The 18,985-nt window shown below is 36.2% G+C and carries 17 protein-coding genes and 1 other annotated feature; of the genes, 7 read left to right on the top strand and 10 right to left on the bottom strand.

Going from position 1 to position 18,985, the window contains the following annotated elements; translation table 11 throughout:
• Positions 1 to 299: 299 nt before the first annotated feature.
• The 4 genes from ACQKN4_RS07805 to ACQKN4_RS07820 form a co-directional block, all read right to left on the bottom strand.
• The gene (locus ACQKN4_RS07805) at positions 300 to 659 is read right to left on the bottom strand and encodes a hypothetical protein (protein ID WP_427483167.1); all 360 of its coding nucleotides are present in this window, start codon (positions 657 to 659) and stop codon (positions 300 to 302) included.
• A gap of 304 nt (positions 660 to 963) precedes the next feature.
• Positions 964 to 3,504 (bottom strand): DUF927 domain-containing protein, encoded by a 2,541-nt coding sequence (locus ACQKN4_RS07810; protein WP_427483169.1) that lies wholly within the window; start codon positions 3,502 to 3,504, stop codon positions 964 to 966.
• A gap of 42 nt (positions 3,505 to 3,546) precedes the next feature.
• Positions 3,547 to 3,816, bottom strand: a complete 270-nt coding sequence (locus ACQKN4_RS07815) for a hypothetical protein (protein WP_427483171.1) — start codon at positions 3,814 to 3,816, stop codon at positions 3,547 to 3,549.
• A gap of 35 nt (positions 3,817 to 3,851) precedes the next feature.
• On the bottom strand, positions 3,852 to 4,052 hold the full coding sequence (locus ACQKN4_RS07820) for a helix-turn-helix transcriptional regulator (protein ID WP_427483173.1): 201 nt from the start codon (positions 4,050 to 4,052) through the stop codon (positions 3,852 to 3,854).
• Positions 4,053 to 4,193: 141 nt separating this feature from the next.
• On the opposite strand from ACQKN4_RS07820, the gene ACQKN4_RS07825 reads away from it, so the two are divergent.
• Positions 4,194 to 5,021, top strand: a complete 828-nt coding sequence (locus ACQKN4_RS07825) for a helix-turn-helix domain-containing protein (protein WP_427483175.1) — start codon at positions 4,194 to 4,196, stop codon at positions 5,019 to 5,021.
• 57 nt (positions 5,022 to 5,078) lie between these two features.
• The gene (locus ACQKN4_RS07830; protein ID WP_427483177.1) at positions 5,079 to 6,266 is read left to right on the top strand and encodes a tyrosine-type recombinase/integrase; all 1,188 of its coding nucleotides are present in this window, start codon (positions 5,079 to 5,081) and stop codon (positions 6,264 to 6,266) included.
• Between the two features lie 312 nt (positions 6,267 to 6,578).
• On the opposite strand, the gene ACQKN4_RS07835 is transcribed toward ACQKN4_RS07830, so the two are convergent.
• From ACQKN4_RS07835 to ACQKN4_RS07855, 5 genes are all read right to left on the bottom strand, one after another.
• Positions 6,579 to 7,103 (bottom strand): hypothetical protein, encoded by a 525-nt coding sequence (locus tag ACQKN4_RS07835; RefSeq protein WP_427483179.1) that lies wholly within the window; start codon positions 7,101 to 7,103, stop codon positions 6,579 to 6,581.
• 125 nt (positions 7,104 to 7,228) lie between these two features.
• Complete coding sequence (locus ACQKN4_RS07840; protein ID WP_427483181.1) at positions 7,229 to 7,495, bottom strand: MafI family immunity protein; 267 nt, start codon at positions 7,493 to 7,495, stop codon at positions 7,229 to 7,231.
• 298 nt (positions 7,496 to 7,793) lie between these two features.
• Positions 7,794 to 8,210 carry an NAD(+)--rifampin ADP-ribosyltransferase gene (arr, locus tag ACQKN4_RS07845; RefSeq protein ID WP_427483183.1) on the bottom strand — a complete coding sequence of 139 codons (417 nt, stop codon included), beginning with the start codon at positions 8,208 to 8,210 and terminating at the stop codon, positions 7,794 to 7,796.
• 168 nt (positions 8,211 to 8,378) lie between these two features.
• A complete protein-coding gene (locus tag ACQKN4_RS07850) occupies positions 8,379 to 9,209 on the bottom strand; it encodes a CPBP family glutamic-type intramembrane protease (RefSeq protein ID WP_427483185.1) in 831 nt (276 codons plus the stop codon).
• Entirely contained in the window at positions 9,206 to 9,799 is a 594-nt protein-coding gene (locus ACQKN4_RS07855; protein WP_079561625.1) for a TetR/AcrR family transcriptional regulator, read from the bottom strand. The genes ACQKN4_RS07850 and ACQKN4_RS07855 overlap by 4 nt, the downstream gene beginning before the upstream one ends.
• A gap of 192 nt (positions 9,800 to 9,991) precedes the next feature.
• Here ACQKN4_RS07855 and ACQKN4_RS07860 point away from each other — a divergent pair, with 192 nt between their 5' ends.
• The 3 genes from ACQKN4_RS07860 (at position 9,992) to ACQKN4_RS07870 (ending at position 12,885) form a co-directional block, all read left to right on the top strand.
• On the top strand, positions 9,992 to 10,354 hold the full coding sequence (locus ACQKN4_RS07860; protein WP_427483188.1) for a hypothetical protein: 363 nt from the start codon (positions 9,992 to 9,994) through the stop codon (positions 10,352 to 10,354).
• Positions 10,355 to 10,751: 397 nt separating this feature from the next.
• The gene (locus tag ACQKN4_RS07865; protein WP_427483190.1) at positions 10,752 to 11,957 is read left to right on the top strand and encodes an iron-containing alcohol dehydrogenase; all 1,206 of its coding nucleotides are present in this window, start codon (positions 10,752 to 10,754) and stop codon (positions 11,955 to 11,957) included.
• Positions 11,958 to 12,075: 118 nt separating this feature from the next.
• Positions 12,076 to 12,885, top strand: a complete 810-nt coding sequence (locus ACQKN4_RS07870; protein WP_427483192.1) for a cobalamin-binding protein — start codon at positions 12,076 to 12,078, stop codon at positions 12,883 to 12,885.
• Between the two features lie 100 nt (positions 12,886 to 12,985).
• Here ACQKN4_RS07870 and tyrS read toward each other — a convergent pair whose 3' ends face one another.
• Positions 12,986 to 14,254: a tyrosine--tRNA ligase gene (tyrS, locus tag ACQKN4_RS07875; RefSeq protein WP_079561629.1), complete on the bottom strand. Its 1,269-nt coding sequence runs from the start codon at positions 14,252 to 14,254 to the stop codon at positions 12,986 to 12,988.
• A gap of 73 nt (positions 14,255 to 14,327) precedes the next feature.
• Positions 14,328 to 14,531: a binding site (T-box leader), on the bottom strand.
• Between the two features lie 102 nt (positions 14,532 to 14,633).
• Between tyrS and ACQKN4_RS07880 the strand changes: the two genes are divergently transcribed.
• Both ACQKN4_RS07880 and ACQKN4_RS07885 read left to right on the top strand, forming a co-directional pair.
• Entirely contained in the window at positions 14,634 to 17,750 is a 3,117-nt protein-coding gene (locus ACQKN4_RS07880) for a transglycosylase domain-containing protein (protein WP_427483195.1), read from the top strand.
• A gap of 92 nt (positions 17,751 to 17,842) precedes the next feature.
• Positions 17,843 to 18,724 (top strand): NAD-dependent epimerase/dehydratase family protein, encoded by an 882-nt coding sequence (locus tag ACQKN4_RS07885; protein WP_427483197.1) that lies wholly within the window; start codon positions 17,843 to 17,845, stop codon positions 18,722 to 18,724.
• The last annotated feature ends 261 nt before the right edge of the window (positions 18,725 to 18,985 follow it).

Consider the following 18,985-nt stretch of genomic DNA (forward strand, 5'->3'; position numbering starts at 1 on the left):
TGGGGCTCGCAAGCCCCGCACGTAAATAAAGCCTCAGAAGGACCCATATGCTGGCCGGACTTCTAATTGAACTCAACTACCACACCCCCTAATAAAGAAAAGCCCAATAACATACACATTGCTGTGCAGCTACTGGACTTCATGAGTCTCTAATATTATTTAACTTTGTAACGATTGATTGCTTTGCACCGTGTGCATTGTACTTCTAACTCGCAATAATCGGTACTTACTTCATACTCTTTATTTGCTTTAAGTAATAACTTCCTACACTTAGTGCATCGTATTTCTTTCATGAAAAATCATCCTTTCTTTTGTTCAATTCCATACTTACAAGCTAATCGAATGTTGTCATCATCCAACCAATCTAATTGCAACTGATAGATATTAGGGATAGGTTCGTCTGTGACTAAACAGTATGGACTTCTCAATCCCTCTGGACTATTGTGAGCACCATGTAAATGAGTAGCACCACATATAGGACAATCTGGTACAAATATGCCTATACCTCTCCCTACTTGAAATTCATAAAAGTATGCTTGAGCAATCGGTACTTCGGAACAAATTTCTTCATCGGTTAATCCTTCAAACATGTTTTCTCTTCTGGCTCTCGCCATCTCTTTAATGGCCTTTGTCATCCTTCGATTACCTAAGTATTTCATAATCTGTAAAGCTCCTTTTGTACATTGTCCAACACAAAACGCTATTTGTTGTACAGATTAAACCTTGATATATCAACGATTATAGACGTTTGTCCAAAATGTCCACATGTACAACATTAAAACAATACCTATATAAATATTTAATTTTAAAATGATTTGATGTAACCTCTATACGAATATATATTTTTTCATTGTACATTTTGTACATTTTGTATTGTTAGGGATAAACCATTGATACCATTGAGTTTTGGAGTGTACAACATACACAAAAATCTAATGAATTTGTTGTACAGTGTAAGACAAATCATTCGTATGAAAAGTCAAACCCTAGTTCAAGTACGTATTCTCGATTAATCGAGATTCCACTAAATTTGTGTTTTCCAGCACGAACTTGCTTGTAATCTACTTCTTTTCCTCTATTTTCGAACTTTGTTGTATATCCACGTTTTAACCATGCTGTTCTAATAGTTTTTTCTTCTACACCTAAAAAATCTTTCAAATACTTTGGTGTAATCCAAAGATAGCCACCTTTATAAATGGCTTTCATGGGCCGGCTCAATTCATAATTATAAAAAATCGATCCACGATCCGAATCTAAATCCTGTAGCATCATTTCAAGTAGTTGCTTAGGCTTGTCCAATGCTTTATTCTCAGAAACCAATTCATCAAATAATCTGTATAGCTGCAACAGATCAATATCTGTTTTGAAGAAAATATTCAGTAACTTGGCTGTAAAAACTAAGACTGCAAAGTTACGAGCAACACGAACAATAACAGGATTGCTCTCGGCTTTTTTCTGGCATACTTCTACATACTCCATAAACTCAGGAATGAGCTTTGTTTTATGCTGTTGCCATTTCCCTACAAAGTGTTTGCCGATTTCTCCATAATAAGAGTCGATTCCGTTATGTAAGCTAGTAAAGAAACTAGGTTTCACATTTTCAAATGAAATCCCTTCTATAGAGATAATACGTGCAGCCACTCCTCCTTTTTGTTCAGCGTATGTGGTAAGACTGGCTTCACCAGTTGAAATTAAAATGTTATTCCAAGTAAACTCCTGCTGGCTCCCTGTTATTGAACCGCGCCCCTTTGAACGCCCACCACTAAAGTTATAAATGAAATCTCCTAGTATTTTTTCATTCGCTTTTCGTGAATCATCCAGTATTAAAGGAAAGCTATTCAAGAAAGTGGTTTTACGCTCTGCTGCTACCTTTGTAATGTTCCATTCACTCATTAATGTGTCTGTTCCCCAAACACTTGCACAGGCTCGTAGAATAGTAGTTTTACCGTTTGATGTTTCACCAGCAAAATCAATTACAAAAGGCTGCAGCTTCAAATCATTTAATAGAACAGATGCAAAACTAGCTAGTACCATTAATAATGCTCTGGGATGCTTTTTAATAGGATTTAAAACATGTTCAATCCACTCTTCATCTGTTCCAGACGTTTGAAAGGCATCTAGTAGCTGCTTTTCTCCTAAATCATTTGGCTTAATCATTACTTCATTTGTCAGCATCGGATGAACGAAATAACCTTTAATATGGCCTATTCGACTAACCAAATGTTCTCGTGTTACTTTAGATTTGTTATGCATTAAGTAACTATAAAAGTAATCAATCATGTTTTTCGCATTATTTTCTGTGACAGCTAGTGATCTATTGGATAACATAACTAACTCTTTTCTGGAACCAATTTGAGAAGCGAGAACAATAGCTTTTCTAAGTCGATGTTCGTCTTTCCAATTCAATTCATAATACAAATCATCCGTTTCAACATTTTCAAATGATTTCACTATCAAAGGAGACTGACTACAAATTAAATTTTCTTTCTGCTCTACGGATCCATCACGTAATACCTTTTCAGAAATTTGATAAAGCGCACCATGTTTTATTTGGTATCCATATGGAATCAAATCAATTTTTTGATCTGGAATAAAAGTATTCTTACACTCTCGAATCGCCTTATTAATTTGTTCATCACCATAAGTAGTTCTATTTTGTTTACGATCCCACTTATCACGAATTAAGGAAGATTTTCTAAAAATACTGTCCATCATTTGATAATCACAATTAGTCCAAAATGCCAAATCATTCACAAATGCCATATCTGCCTCTGATTGAGAGCTATAGAGTTGTTCCCAACCGCCATTCATGAATAATTTAAATCGATTACCATTTTTACTCTTTTCCGCAATTTTTATTATCTCTGATTCAGATAGTGCAGCTTTACCATGTTCATTAGATTGTTGTGGAAGTGCAGAGACTGTTTCTTCCCGTTTAAATACTTTTTCAATAAACGATTCAATTTCTTTTCCTTCACTTATTGGTAGATCATTTAATGCTTCACCAGTGAAAGTAATGAGCCTTTTTCTATCATATATTTCATACTTTAATTTGACGTTTTTATTCATATATGTCTCTTTATCATGTTTATAACGGACCCATACATGAATACCTTGGCCACTAGGTGAAAGTTCTGAATATGACAAATTAACAATTTCCTGTGCTAACTCAGGTAAATCATGGACATTAGAAATTTCATCTATATCAATACACGCATATGGGTCTGTATCGGATAATACAAATCCTATACCTTCCCCAATGCCATTTTCATAAGCTTCATAATTTTTTTCAAATGTATCCCATGATTCAGGTTTATTAGAATATGCCTTATATCTTCCATTGCTTCTATATGGAACTTTTGTAAATACTTTTTGCTTATCATCCCATTCTGCTTTCCACAGTACCCAATTCTTCAATTGTTTTAATTCACTAGGAATATTTTCTGGTACAACTAGTAATATCCGTTCTTTTTCTTTAATTGCCACTTTCTCACCAACTTTCATTTATGACTTATTCCTGTACACACGCCGCCCAAGCTGTGTATTTCACCATTCATTCGTTATTGCACTAATAACTTCAAAAGCTTGTCTCGCTGGCCACCATCTTTTTCTTGATTTTTTTATTTCAATTGCTCGCATGCGCACATCACATACAACTTCACTCTCTAAAAAACGTGGTGACATATTCATTAGCTCCGCCATCTTGTTTAGGTCTATCAGCCACAATACTTCTCTTACTTCTTCATCAAGCCTCTTCTCTATGTACTCTCGGATAGCTTGTTTATCAAGATTGACTTCAATGTTTGCTGGAATCATTGTTTACCCTCCTACAAAGCATTTATAATGCTGTTTTATTCAAAAAAAATTTTATTAATATCAATTTGCGAATACCTAGCTTTTATAGCATCCATAAAATTTCTCGATGCTTTTATATAGCCACGTTCTACTTTTTCATACATGGATAACGAAACACCTATGAAGTCCGCCATTTCTTGTTGTGTTAGCCTTTTCTCATTTCTAAATTGTTTTAGTTGTACTAATGGTTTTTTCATCTGCAACCCTCCTGATTATCAGTAAACAAATACTACCACAGCATTAATAATGCGGTCAAGCATTTATAATGCTGTTTTTTCTTGTAAATCCGCAATATAAATGTTTTAATGTTTATAAAATGAGGTTTCAGGAGGAACACCATGAGCGAAAAAACATTAGGTGAATTAATTAGGCAATATAGGAAAGAAAGTAATTTAACACAAAAAGAATTGGCGAAAAAACTGAATAAAGCTGAAAGTACAGTTCGGATGTGGGAGTTGAATAAAAACGCACCTTCTCTTGAAACATTAAGAGATATAAGCGCATCTTTAGATATTCCTCTAGGCGAATTAATGCTCCAAGCTGGTTATATTGATGAATTTCACGAAATGGCAAAGGAAAATTTTAAAAAAAACCGATCTATTCCAACATTTGGCGAAACTATCAAACAAGCTAGGTCAGAGTTTGACAATAAAGCAGATTACATCACGCTCGATGATTTATCTAAAAAAACAAACATTCCTAAAAGTACACTGAAAGAAATAGAGAATGATGTGAACATCTATTTAAACAATGAGCAAATTTCACTATTATCTAACGCTTTAGATGTGAATTACTCCTATTTATTTCTATTAAAACACAGTGGTGATTTCATAAACCGACTGGGTCTTTTACCTAAAAGCATCGTGAACGAAGTTAGTTCATTAACTTTCTCAGAGTATTTCAAAACATTTCACGTTTCTTACTTCGGAGAAAGTGGGGGTGAAGACACTGCAAAAGACTTTTATAAACGAATTACATCTGTGAAACAGGTCGATGATCTATTCCGTTCATTCACAATGTCATCTAACTCTTTTGATTTCGATACCATTTACAATTTAGGAGTTATAGCTTCGAAATTAAACAATAGAACACTATCCAAAAATGATATACAAAAAATTATTAACAAAATAAGTGAAATGACAGATGAATTTGAATATCAAGATTAGATAACATTATTATTAACTCACCTATTCCTGTACACACGCCGCCCAAGCATGAAAGGAATGGACAAGGTGAAACTATATAAATCAGCAAAAGAACCTGAAATATATCACTATTTCAATACAAATAATGAAAAACTATGGATGTTTAGGCATAAGTATTATGATGCGGCCGGAAAGCGGAGAGAGAAAAAGAAAAGTGGCTTTAAAACAGAAAAAGCAGCATTAAAAGCCCTACTGGAAGTGAAGGCTGCAACGCTGCGCGGTGAAATAAAGTATATTGAAAATGATAACCTAACTGTTGGCCAATGGCTAGATATTTGGTACGAATCCAATCAAAAGAAATGGAAAGTAACCTCACGTAAACAACGTGAAATGGCTATCCGTTTACAAATGAAGCCATTAATCGGACATTTCAAGCTGCAACAACTTACGAAAGCTATCTATCAAAAGCATTATATTAATGAGCTAGAAAAGACATATAAGCCAAGTACAGTTAGATTGCTCCACAATTTATTTAAAATTGCTATCAACGCTGCAGTAGAAGAAGAAATTTTACTTCGAAATCGTTTTACCAAAATTGCATTTGATGAAACAGCGAACGTTTCCAATAAAGCAGATGAAAATTATCTAACTCCTGAAGAATTAGGCCTGTTTTTAAAAACCGCTAAGGAAACAGAAAACATTACAAATTATACTTTCCTTCTATTGATCGCCTATACAGGTATTCGTAGAGGTGAAGCGTGCGGACTTCAATGGAAAAATATCGACTTCAAAAACAATACAATTACTATTGAACGTACTCGAGATCAAAAAGGGACACGTCCCCCTAAAACTAAAAATAGCCTACGTACGATTAAAGTTGAAAAATCTGTACTTGCACAACTAGAGAAATACCATACATGGTGTAAGGCCACTCTTTTTGCTTTCGGAAAGAAAATTAAAGATACAAGTTATGTATTCGTCTCCTATCAAACAGGTGAACCAATTTCGGATTCTGGACTACTTTATATGACTAGACGTGTGGTAGAAAAAGCAAGTCTATCTGAAATCACACTTCATGGATTACGCCATACACACTGTACCGTATTATTAAATAAAGGTGTCAATGTGAAAGTAATTGCCGAACGTTTAGGAAATACACCTGCAATGATCTATGAAGTGTATGGACATGTATTAAAAGAACTTGAAGAAGAAACAGTTCAGATTTTCAGTGATAGTATTGGGGCTAATTCTGGGGCTAAAAAATAAATATATACCGCAAACTATTGGTGTTACTGCGTTTTCTAGTTGAGTTGTATTCTACTCTCGTTAATAAAATTTCGTTGCATTTAGCAACAAAAAAAAGCCTTAGAAAACTTGTTAATTCAAGGATTCCGAGGCTTTTTTCTTTTGCGAAACTTTGCAATTAAATATATTGAAACCCTTTTAGTTAGGGTTGATCAAGGGTTAAATTAGGGGTATTTTAGTGTCAGTAGTTCGCGAATCGAAATTTAACTAAAGCACCCCGTTACTTTAAGTATATTTCTTCACAATCTTATAATTTTGTTCATACCTTACTTTTTAATCTTTAAATATACCTATAATCTCATCATATGCATTTTTAGTTTCATCGTATGTTGGAATATCAAGAAATTGAACATTTGAGACATTTTCGGAGAAGAACTCTTTAACTAATATTTTTACACAATTCTTAATTTCATGTATGTCAAATTCACCTGAAAGCTTAGTCCACATATCGATATAAACGGGTTTATGATTATTTCTGTTTAAAGGGGCAAAATGGGCAACCTGATATATTAAATCTTCATCACCTCTCGGATATATATAATTGTATATTATCTGAGAATCATCATTCAAAAATTCTTCAATTTCCTTCTTGTAATCATAATCTTCTTCGTGGTTTAATTCGTTGTTATATAAATAAGCTAGACTTATCTGAGTGGTAATTTCAAAAAAACCCAATTTATTGACCTTATTAGCATCTGAATAAATTGATATCTCAACATTACAGCTTTTATCACAAAGTCCATATTCTCCAAACCAAAAATTCATATGACGAATACTAACGTATACTGTATCTAACATTTGAATACCCCTCCTTCTTTCTTTATTTAATATTGGCTAGTTATTAAGTGTTAAAAATTACCAATTGGTAGGGAAAAGTAAAGCGACTGAATATTGAACAATCGCACCCGTTTCTTGAATAATGATTAAATAAAATCTTTAATTTCTTCCTTAATCTCATCCCAAATATCCATTTGTTGTGAAGTGTCTTTAATCAGGTGAACAACATTCTCTGAAATAAGAATATTTTCTTCACAAATGGTTGCACATAGGTGTTCTAATGCCACTCCCCACTCTCTATGTTCTAAATATTCTAATACAGTAATACGGTCTTTTTGTGGTAATCTAGTTGTTCCAATATTGTTTTTATCTTCTTTTCTATGATTAATTTTTATCCCCAAAAATAATTTCAATTTCTTATTACACTAACCTGCACAGTCAGAAAAAAAACGTTTTCATTGTTGGAAAAACGTCACCGTTCCAATTATATTACATAGAATACTTTACCTATCAAATCTTAACAATGTATTGCCTTATTTTATATATGTAATTTTTTCCTCTTTCAATTAAATGCGCTGTTAGTTCAACAAAGAAAAAAGAGCTGCTTACGCAACCCCATTTTCTTCATGTAAAGTTCCTCATTCCTGTTATAAGCTTGTAATTACCCCACTAGCTCATGTCTTTGGTGGGAGTGTTGTAATAATGTGAGAATCAATCGTATATTACATTTCGTCCTTGTTCACTTAACTTTTTTAAAGATGTAAGCATATGATCTATTTCTTCATCGGAATGTCTTTCCCATGAACTTAATTCAGCTATTATTTTCAAAGGAGATTTAGACCTATAAGAACGCGTTGGGTTTCCAGGAAACCGTTTGTCAGTTACGTTCGGATCATTTTCAAAATCACCTAATGGCTCTACAATATAAATCCTCTCTTTTGAGTTAGATCTTGCTAATTCAGCACCCCATTTAGCCGCGCTCAATGTTGCAGTAAAATAGATATGGTTAGATTTTTTATCCTGATAATTGGATAAGTGCAAAGGTTCAAGCAGGTCTCCGATTTTCAGTTCTGCTTTAGTACCATGAAAAAACGGACCGGGATCTAAGATATTTTCTTTGTCATTCATATAAACGCACCCCTTATACTTTTTTTGACTTGCGTATAACAGTATAAGGTAAGGAATGGGCGAAAATGTAGTCTATAAATAATTTTCAGATGGGGTTATAATATAAGTAGAGGGTAAGATGTTAACTGTATTCAACCGTTCTTTGAAAGCGAGTTTATAAAACTTGAACTATTTCAGTTGCAGTTGAAGCTTTTTCCGTTTAGTTCGTAATAAAAGCCCGACCAATAGGTAAAGCATTGTAGTAACAATGCCTGCCGTGGGAGAAACAAGGAATTCTTTCCCTTGAGCAATTTTGATATAGCCATCAAGAATTAGTGGATTCACAAGTGCATCTTCTGTCATATGCATAAGGACAAGCGGCCAAATACTTTTCGTCATTAAATAAATTTCTGTATACATTACTGTCCAGCAAATCATCGTCACAATACCTATTAACGCGAATATCCACCTATTTACAGGAAGCACACTAAGGATATCACTTTCTGATAGGAACACTAAAAAGTACGGCATATGCCACGCTCCCCAAATACCACCAACAATACAATACAACCAAAAATCATTTACTTTTAACGTTAAAAGTTTACTTGTCAAATAACCTCTCCAAACTGATTCCTCAAAAAAGTTTTTAACAAATTGAATCAGTAAACCACCAGCAAAAACTGAAACTAATGTATTTAAATTAAAATCCGAAAAGTCCATCCAGCCAAATAGATAGCTTACTAACAAAACTATAGAAGTGACGACAGGATAGACTAGGAGCGAGACAATATACCATTTTATGTTACCCTTTAAATTAGGCAATAAGCCTATATCTCGCCAACCATCTCCCGCAAAGACACGTAATAGTATAGTTGTCAGCAGCGGAAATACTAGCCAAATCCCCATCCCAAGTGTGTCACCTCTAGGCTGTTCAGGGCCGAAGCGATCTACAAAAACGCCAAGCCAACCACATAGTAAAACAACAACTATAAAGATTATTATGTTGCGTTTAGTTTTCATTTTTCAATCCCCTCCCTGTTTTCAAGGATTGAAATAATCCACATCGCATTGGGACATGGAGTCTCGGGATGCAGCGCAATGTATTGAGCGATCCCTTGAATAGAACACCAAAATGCTACTGCAAGCGCTTCAGCATTCCCCTGTTTAATTTCACCTAGCAATTGCCCCTTCTCTATTAATGGAATACTCTTTTTAATTAATTTATCTGCTTCCATAAGCATTTCTTTTAAATCCTCCGACAAGGAATCAAGATGTTGTGCATTCTCCATTAGGACAAACATTTTCGCTGCAGATGGGTTTGTACAGATCATGTCAAACAAATCCTCCGCAGCAGCTGTAAAAATTGCTAATGGTGATTCATTAGTAAAACTAAAATCCATCTGAAGTCTTTCACACCCTATGCGAATTAGCTCTTCATATAGCTTTTCCTTAGAGTCAAAATAATGAAAAAGCAACCCAATGCTCATATTAGCAGCTTTAGCGATATCAGCTACTTTCGTTTCACCATACCCCTTCCGAATAAACAAATCTAATGCAGATTGTAAAATTAAGGCCCTTCGTTGTTCTTTTTGTTCATGTCTAATTGACATTTCCCCCACCCCTTTATTGAATATATCTTCATTGAAATATTATTCAATAAAATTGCAAATATCCCTGAAAAGTGCCCAGATTATAAAAACTTTTTCATTTCAGTTTGTAAATATATATATCAATGAAAAAGGAACCCTTTTATCTTCATGGAAGTCTAAATAGGAAATATTAGAAATTCAAAGGAGGAATTAATGAGGAGTTTTGAACTTACTGTGCTGGTTTTAGTCTATAGTGGCATCATGATTTTTTTCTTAGTTCCCTTTAAAAGCAAGGAAACAAAGTGTCCAATTACTTTTAAAGAAAGTCTGCTGCACATCACTTTTCATAAAAAAGCTTTACTGGCTCTTCTTCTAATCAACTTTTTATTAGTAGCTATTTGGTTCGGTTATAAGCAGGAAATATATCATTTTAATGCTCACAGTGGTTATCCTCCAATCAGTTCAGATTCAAAGGAAATTTTTTACATGTGCGCATTACTCGGATATACTGTCATTCTTTATGTAACTCTCGCATTATGGATTTCCTTAAAAAATTTAAAAAGGAGGGTCGAATAATTTTAAATATTCCTATAAAGTATGACGATTTTATGTACTTTAAAATAGTAATTACACAATTAAAAAACAACATAATCACTACTAATATATTAATAACAAATTATCAGTTATTTACTATTCAATACTTCTTTAAAATAGAACCATATTCCAAAAAATATATTTTACTTTCATAGGAAAACAATTTTCAAAACGTCTTCAATTCAACACTCTTAGACAACCCAACCTTTCATCATATCAAAAACCTATCTATCTTTTTTGTAAAATAATAACATGATTAAAATTAACAATTTTAATAAAAATACGAGTTGAACTTTTACATGGAATAGAATACTATGAATTTCGAAAGGTGGTTCGCCATCATTCAAGCAATAACAATTATTTTAAAGGGGTTGGAATTATGTCAGACGTTCTAAAGCAATTTGTTATGCCGAAAACAAACTTATTTGGACCTGGAGCAATTCAAGAAGTTGGTAAACGTTTAAATGATTTAGAAGTGAAAAAGACATTAATCGTAACAGATGAGGGCTTACACAAATTAGGTCTCTCTGAACAAATTGCTAACATCATTATAGCTGCTGGAATAGATGTAGCAATTTTCCCGAAAGCAGAACCAAATCCAACAGATCAAAACATTGAAGACGGGATTGCAGTGTATCATGCTGAAAACTGTGATTCAATCGTTTCTCTTGGAGGCGGTAGTGCACACGATGCAGCAAAAGGTATCGGACTTATTGCTTCGAATGGTGGACGCATACATGATTACGAGGGCGTTGACAAATCACAAAACCCACTGGTTCCATTAATCGCTATTAACACAACTGCTGGTACAGCAAGTGAAATGACTCGCTTCACAATTATTACGGATACAGCTCGTAAAGTGAAGATGGCTATCGTGGACAAACATGTTACTCCACTACTATCGATTAATGACCCTGAGTTAATGATTAGCTTACCTCCTGCTCTAACAGCGGCTACTGGTTTAGATGCATTAACACATGCAATCGAATCATTTGTGTCGACAAACGCAACACCAATTACTGATGCATGTGCAGAAAAGGTACTTCAGCTTGTTCCTGAATATTTACCACGTGCCTATGCAAACGGTGCAGATTTAGAAGCACGTGAGCAAATGGTTTACGCACAATTTTTAGCAGGCATGGCGTTTAATAATGCATCCCTTGGCTATGTGCATGCAATTGCTCATCAATTAGGTGGTTTCTATAATCTACCACATGGCGTATGTAACGCTATTCTATTGCCACATGTTTGCCGCTTCAACTTAACAGCACGTACTGAGCGTTTTGCAAAAATCGCAGAATTGTTAGGCGAGAACGTTGAAGCATTAAGTAAACGTGATGCTGCTGAGAAAGCAATTGTAGCAATCGAAAATCTTTCTAGAGATTTGAACATTCCAAGTGGCTTCCGCGAATTAGGCGCGAAAGATGAGGATATTGAAATCTTAGCGAAAAACGCAATTTTAGATGTATGCGCTGCAACAAACCCACGTAAAGCAACTTTAGAAGACATTAAACAAATTATTACAAATGCGATGGGCCCTGTAGCGAAAAAAGAAGAATCACTTGAAGCTATCGCACTTTCTTAATAAGTAAGCAAAAGGCATGTCTCTTGTAGGCATGCTTTTTATTGCGAACATCGTTCGGGCATTGTATGTGACCACAACACTCGTTATACTTTTCTTAAAAAGAATTGGAGATAAGAAGATGCGTTTAATCTCAATTTGTCCGAGTAATACCGAGCTTGTTGCTTATTTAGGCCTGACTGATCAGCTTGTTGGTGTCGATGATTTTTCGGATTGGCCATTAGCAGTAAAAGACTTACCTCAACTTGGCCCAGATTTATCAATTGATATGGATGCATTAGAAGCATTACAGCCTGATCTTGTACTCGCATCCTTAAGTGTCCCCGGCATGGAAAAAAATATTGAAGCGTTACAAGCTAGAAATATTCCCCACATTGTTTTTAATGCTAATTCATTAGAGGAAATCGCACAGGATCTCCATACTTTAGGGAAAGCCTGTAGGGTTGAAGGTCGTGCTAAAGAAATTTCTGAGGAGTATTTACAATGTATCGATCGTCTTCGCACAGTTGCTCAAACGATTCCTAAAAAACCTACTCTTTATTGGGAATGGTGGCCAAATCCTATCTTTACTCCAGGGAATATTAATTGGCTAACTGAAATTAGTGCCATTGCCGGTGGGCAAAATCTGTTTCAGGATGTAGAACTTGCAAGCGTACAAACTGATTGGGCTGATGTAGTAAGGCGTGACCCAGACTATATTATGATGGCTTGGGTAGGAGTTGCCTTTGAGCGTATTCAACCGGCCAATTTATTAAAACGTTCCAATGCGCAGGTGCTTCGAGCTGTTAAAACGAAACAGCTTTACGTAATGGAGGAATGGCTTTATTGTCGTCCATCACCACGCCTTATAGAGGGTGCATTAAAGCTCGCGAATTTGCTTCACCCCCAAGAATATGAGCACATAAAGCTTCCTAGTTTTTTAGATAGTTAAAAATAAAAGTATGGCTCTTCTGCAAAGAGAGGGGTTGATTTCCATCCAAAAGAGACATCCCCTCAAATATTGAGGGGATGTCTTGTTGTATAAGTCTGAATTAAACAAACTTCACCATATGGTATTTTTTCTTGCCGCGACGAACAATGCTGAATGCATCTTCTAAACGATCTTTGCTGTCGATGACATATTCTAATTCAGTGACCTTTTCACCGTTCACGCTGATCGCGCCATTCGTTACGTCTTCACGCGCTTGACGCTTTGAAGGAGAAATACCTGCTTCCACAAGTAACTCCACGATATTTTTATCTTCTTTCGCCATTTCAATAGAAGGAACATCTTTAAACGCATCCTTCATTTCATCAGCAGAAAGTGCTTTTAAGTCACCTGAGAATAAAGCAGCTGTAATGCGGATTGCTTGGTCTAATGCTTCTTGACCATGAACTAAACGAGTCATTTCTTCTGCTAGCGCTTTTTGTGCCTTACGTAAATGTGGTTCCTCTTCTACAGATACTGCTAAAGCTTCAATTTCTTCACGAGAAAGGAATGTGAAGATTTTTAAGTATTTTACAACATCAGCATCCGCAGCGTTAATCCAGAATTGGTAGAACTCATATGGAGATGTTTTCTTACTATCTAACCATACAGCGCCACCTGCTGTTTTACCAAATTTTGTACCGTCTGCTTTCGTTACTAACGGAATTGTGATACCAAAAGCTTTTGTCTCTTCCTCATGTGTTTTGCGAATAACTTCTAAACCAGTCGTAATATTCCCCCACTGATCAGAGCCACCTACTTGAATGCGACAGTTGTAATGGTTGTATAAATGATTGTAATCAATACCTTGAATTAATGTATACGCAAACTCAGTAAATGAAATCCCTGTATCAAGGCGTGATGCAATTGTATCTTTTGCTAACATGTAGTTCACGTTAATTAATTTCCCATAATCACGTAAAAACTCAATCGTATTTATATTGCCAATCCAGTCACGGTTATTAACTAACTGAGCACCATTACCATCTTCTGCAAATTCAAAAATACGCTCTAATTGGCTACGAATACCTTGAACATTTTTATCAATTTGCTCAACCGTTTGTAATTGGCGTTCTTCAGAGCGTCCAGATGGATCTCCAATCATCCCAGTCGCACCACCAACTAATAAAATTGGACGGTGACCCGCTTTTTGGAATCGACGTAGCGTTAAAAGAGGCACAATATGTCCAATATGCATAGAATCCGCAGTTGGATCAACACCGCAGTATAAAGATACAGATTGTTCATCTAATAATTTGGCCATACCTTCAGCATCAGTTTGTTGGTATAACAATCCGCGCCATTCTAAGTCTTGTAATAATTCGTTCGTCATTTTTATTCCTCCTAAGGGTTTAATAATTCCGTGTAGGGAGAAACAAAAAAGTCCCTACACGCAAAATATTGCATGCAGGGACGTTATAAACTAACGCGGTACCACCCAGCTTGAAGATGTCATCCATCTTCCTCTTCATTCAACCGCCTTTATCGCAGGCGCGCACGTCTAAGCTCCAAGCACGTAATTCGTCTCTACATTATGACCAGCTTTCACCAACCGCTGGCTCTCTATACAGGGAATATAGACACTACTGCAAGCTCTTCTTCGCTAGAAAACTATAAGCATAATTCTAAACGATTCTTTTTCATTGTCAATAATTATGTTCGACCTAAATCAATATGTGCTATAATAGACAAGATTTTAGGAGGTCGATACATTGAAAGATTGGATTGAGAAAATCAATGCAAAGATCGATGAATTAATTCAACAAAAATGGATGAAGAAATTACGTATTTCAGGAAGTGTTGCCTGGAACTTATTTTTACTATTTTTAGTCTTTGCATTGGTAGGCACTGTATTTGCCGGTTCAGTTGGCGCTGGCTATTTTGCTTCACTTGTAAAAGAAGAGCCACTACGCTCTAAGGAAGAATTACGAAAAGAAATTTTCAACTATGATTCAACAAGTGAGATTTATTTTGCCAACGATATTTATATCGGAAAATTACGTACAGATTTAGACCGTCGAGTAACAACATTAAACGCTGTCTCACCTGATGTTGTTAATGCGGTATTAGCGACAGAGGACGAGTATTTCCGTGAACATAACGGAATAGTTCCGAAAGCCGTCATCCGCGGGTTACTTCAAGACGTAACCAACTCTTCTACACAAACAGGTGGTTCTACACTAACACAGCAGCTTATTAAAAACCAAGTATTAACAAATGAAGTATCTTATGAACGAAAAGCAAAAGAACTTTTACTTGCGATGCGTTTAGAGCACTTTATGAAAAAGGAAGAAATTTTAGAGGCCTACTTAAACATAATTCCTTATGGTCGTAACGCTTCCGGTCGAAACATTGCAGGGGTAGAAACAGCTGCTGAAGGTATTTTCAATGTAAAAGCAAAGGATTTATCACTTCCTCAAGCAGCATATATAGCTGGTATACCTCAATCACCTTTTGCTTACACACCTTTCACAAATACAGGTGTACTTAAAAGTAAAGAAGCTCTGCAACCGGGTATTGATCGTATGAAAACTGTACTTTATCGTATGAAAGACGCAGGTTATATTAACGAAGCTCAATATAAAGAAGCACTTGCTTACGATATCACTGCTGACTTCCGTTCACCGGAGATGCGCGCAGAAGATCGCTATCCTTGGCTAACGTATGAGCTTGAAAGTCGCGCAAGAGACATTATTGCGGAAAAACTAGCAGAAGCAGATGGTGTTGATCCAGAACGCTTAAAAAATGAAACAAAATTAAAAGAAAAGTATACGATTTTAGCAGATCGTGATGTCCGCTCAAAAGGTTATCGTATCTATTCAACTATTAATAAAGATATGTACGATTCGATGCAAAGCGCAGCGGAAAACTTTAAAACTTACGGTCATACTTACACTGTTAAAGACAAAGACCCTGTAACAGGTGAAGAAATTGATGTTCAAATGCCTGTACAGGTTGGAAGTATTTTAATTGAAAATACTACCGGACGTATTTTAAGCTTTGTCGGTGGTCGTGATTTTGAATTAAAAAGTTATAACTATGCTACACAGGCAAAACGCTCAAATGGCTCAACAATGAAACCTTTACTCGTATATGCACCTGCAATAGAATACGGTGTAATCGGTGCAGGTAGCCCATTAGTCGACGTAAAATTCTCGATTGGTAGCTGGAGCCCGAGCAACTATATTACTAGTGATGAACGAGGACTAATTCCAGCACGTGAGGCATTAGCAGATTCACAAAACTTATCAGCTTTACGACTATATCATAGTATTCTTAACAGACGCCCTGCCGATTATTTAGTAAAGATGGGGATTACAACCCTAAAGCCCGATGACTTCACAAACATTGCAGCTGGTATCGGAGGCGTAAAAGAAGGTATTACTGTTGAAGAGAACACCAATGCCTTTGCAACTTTTGCAAATGGTGGTCAATTCATAGACTCTTATATGATCGATAGAATTGAAGACCAAAATGGAAATATCATATATAAACACGAAGTTAAACCTGAACAAGTATTTAGTCCTGAAACTTCATATATCATTACAGATATGTTACGAGATGTGTTAACAAAAGGAACAGGTACAGTCGCAAGAAATACATTAAAATTCTCTTCTGACTTTGCCGCTAAAACAGGTACTTCACAAAACTACAAAGACGTGTGGCTAGTTGGCTATAACCCGAATGTTTCTCTTGGTGTATGGATGGGATATGATAACAATCAGTCACTGTATACATTTAATAATACGTATCAGCAGCCTAGTGTGCGAATTAACAAGCTATGGGGAACATTAATGAATTCTGTATATGATGTAGATCCACAGTTAATCGCCCCTAAAAATAGATTTGTGCAACCGAAAAACGTTGTCACTGCATCATTCTGTGGTATTTCTGGTTTAGCGCCATCTGCAGCATGTGCTAATGCTGGTCTCGTGCGCTCTGATTTGTTTAATGCAAAAGTATTTTTACCTTCACAAGCTGATGATAGCTTAGCTTCTTCAAGCGTTGTTACAATAAAAGGTAAAACCTATAATGCCCTTCCTAGCACACCATCAGAATTTGTAAAAGCAAGCGGTGCAGGAATAAATCAGGCATTTATTAAACGAATGCTAGGCCCACTTGGCGGTAATCCGGCCAGCCTATTACCAAAAAATTCGACATTAGCGAATTCATCGGTATCAGGTGTTGATTTCCCAGCAGATAATAATGCACCAGCAGCAGTATCTGCTTCAATTAATGGAAATACATTATCATGGACAGGCTCTTCAAACGATGTAGTCGGTTACCGAATTTATCGAGTAACAAATGGCGAAAGAACCCTTGTTGGATCAGTGCTTGAATCTTCACAAAGCATGACGGTAGCAAGTGGTCATGCCTATGTTGTTGTCGCTGTAGATATTACAGGTTTAACTTCAGCGCAATCCAATACCGTTTCTACGGGTGGCGACGCAAGTGAAAAACAACCTGAAAAAGACAAGGAAGAAGAGGTCCCAACAACTACTCCACCGACTGACGGCAATGACTCGGACCAAAATGGAAACGGCTCAGAGAATGGCGATGGGTCTGATGGTAGTAACGGGAACAACTCAAATAACGGCAACGGTTCCGGTAACACTGGAAATGGCTCTAATAACGGCAGCGGTTCCGGTAATACTGGAAATGGCTCAAATGGCAACGGTTCCGGTAACACTGGAAATGGCTCAAACGGCAACGGTTCCGGTAACACTGGGAATGGCTCAAACGGCAACGGTTCCGGTAACACTGGGAACGGCTCTAATGGAGGAAACAACGGAAATACTACTCCGCCGACTGACCCACCTAAACAATAATAAACAGGCATACTACATTTAAAAAGTAATTGTAGTATGCCTGTTTTTTTGTCATTATATAGGTGACTATAAATTCGAAGGGGTGGAAATAATTGAACATTTTAGTTTTAGGAGGCACCCGCCTTTTTGGTAAAAAACTTGTTGAGCTTTGTCTTCAAAATGGACATAATGTAACTATTTTAACACGTGGACAAAGTGGAAATCCTTTTGGTACAAAGGTGAAGCAGCTAATTGTTAATCGAGATAATGCCGATTCATTATCACAGGCGCTATCAAGTACTACATGGGACATTGTCTATGATAATATTTGCTACTCTCCGAATGAAGCTCTTAAAATATGTGAAATTTTAGAAGGTAAAACGAAAAAGCTCGTTTTTACATCTACTCTATCTACTTACGAAATAGACGGGATTGTCAAAACAGAAGAAGATTTTAATCCATTTAATTATGAAATTCGAATGGGGAATCGCGAAGATTTTTCATATGGTGAAGGTAAGCGTCTAGCAGAAGCAGTACTTTTCAAAGAAGCTATGTTTCCTGTTGTCGCCGTTCGTTTCCCAATTGTTATGGGTGTGAACGACTATACACGCCGTTTACATTTTCATGTTGAACGAATTTTACAGGAACAGCCTATTTCATTGCCAAATATTGAAGCAAAAATGAGCTTTATTACAGATGACGAAGCAGCTGCATTTTTGTATTTTGCTGGTATTACACCAATTGAAGGCACTTATAACGCAACAGCGGAAGGTGCAATTTCATTAAAGGATTTGCTAGGTCTTATTGAAGATGCAACCGGAAAGCATGCAAAAATATCTCTTGTAGGTGGCAATGAAAAGTCGCAGTCACCATATGGGATTCCAGCAGATTGGTACATGTCAACTGCAAAGGCAGAAGCGGCAGGCTTTACATTTAGTCAACTTCACGATTGGCTCCCTACACTAGTAAAAACATTAGTAAAAGAGCTGCAATAACATAACAGGATAAGATCTTACTAACTAAAAGACATATCACCATAGCGAAGGCTTTGGTTTTGTTTGTGCGAAAGCTCAGCGACAGCAAAAGGTTTTGGAATGTGCGAAAGCGCAGCGGCGGCAACAACAGCACCGACGTTGGTCACGAAGGCATATCACAGGATGTGATGTTTTTCGCCTTCGTTCCTCTATCGCTGCCCCTCAGTCTCCACTCCAATCAACTTATATACATGGCATATTTTTTAAATAATATCATCCCCA

Origin of the sequence: Lysinibacillus sp. NPDC093692, assembly GCF_050280125.1 — a bacterium.
GTDB lineage: Bacteria > Bacillota > Bacilli > Bacillales_A > Planococcaceae > Lysinibacillus.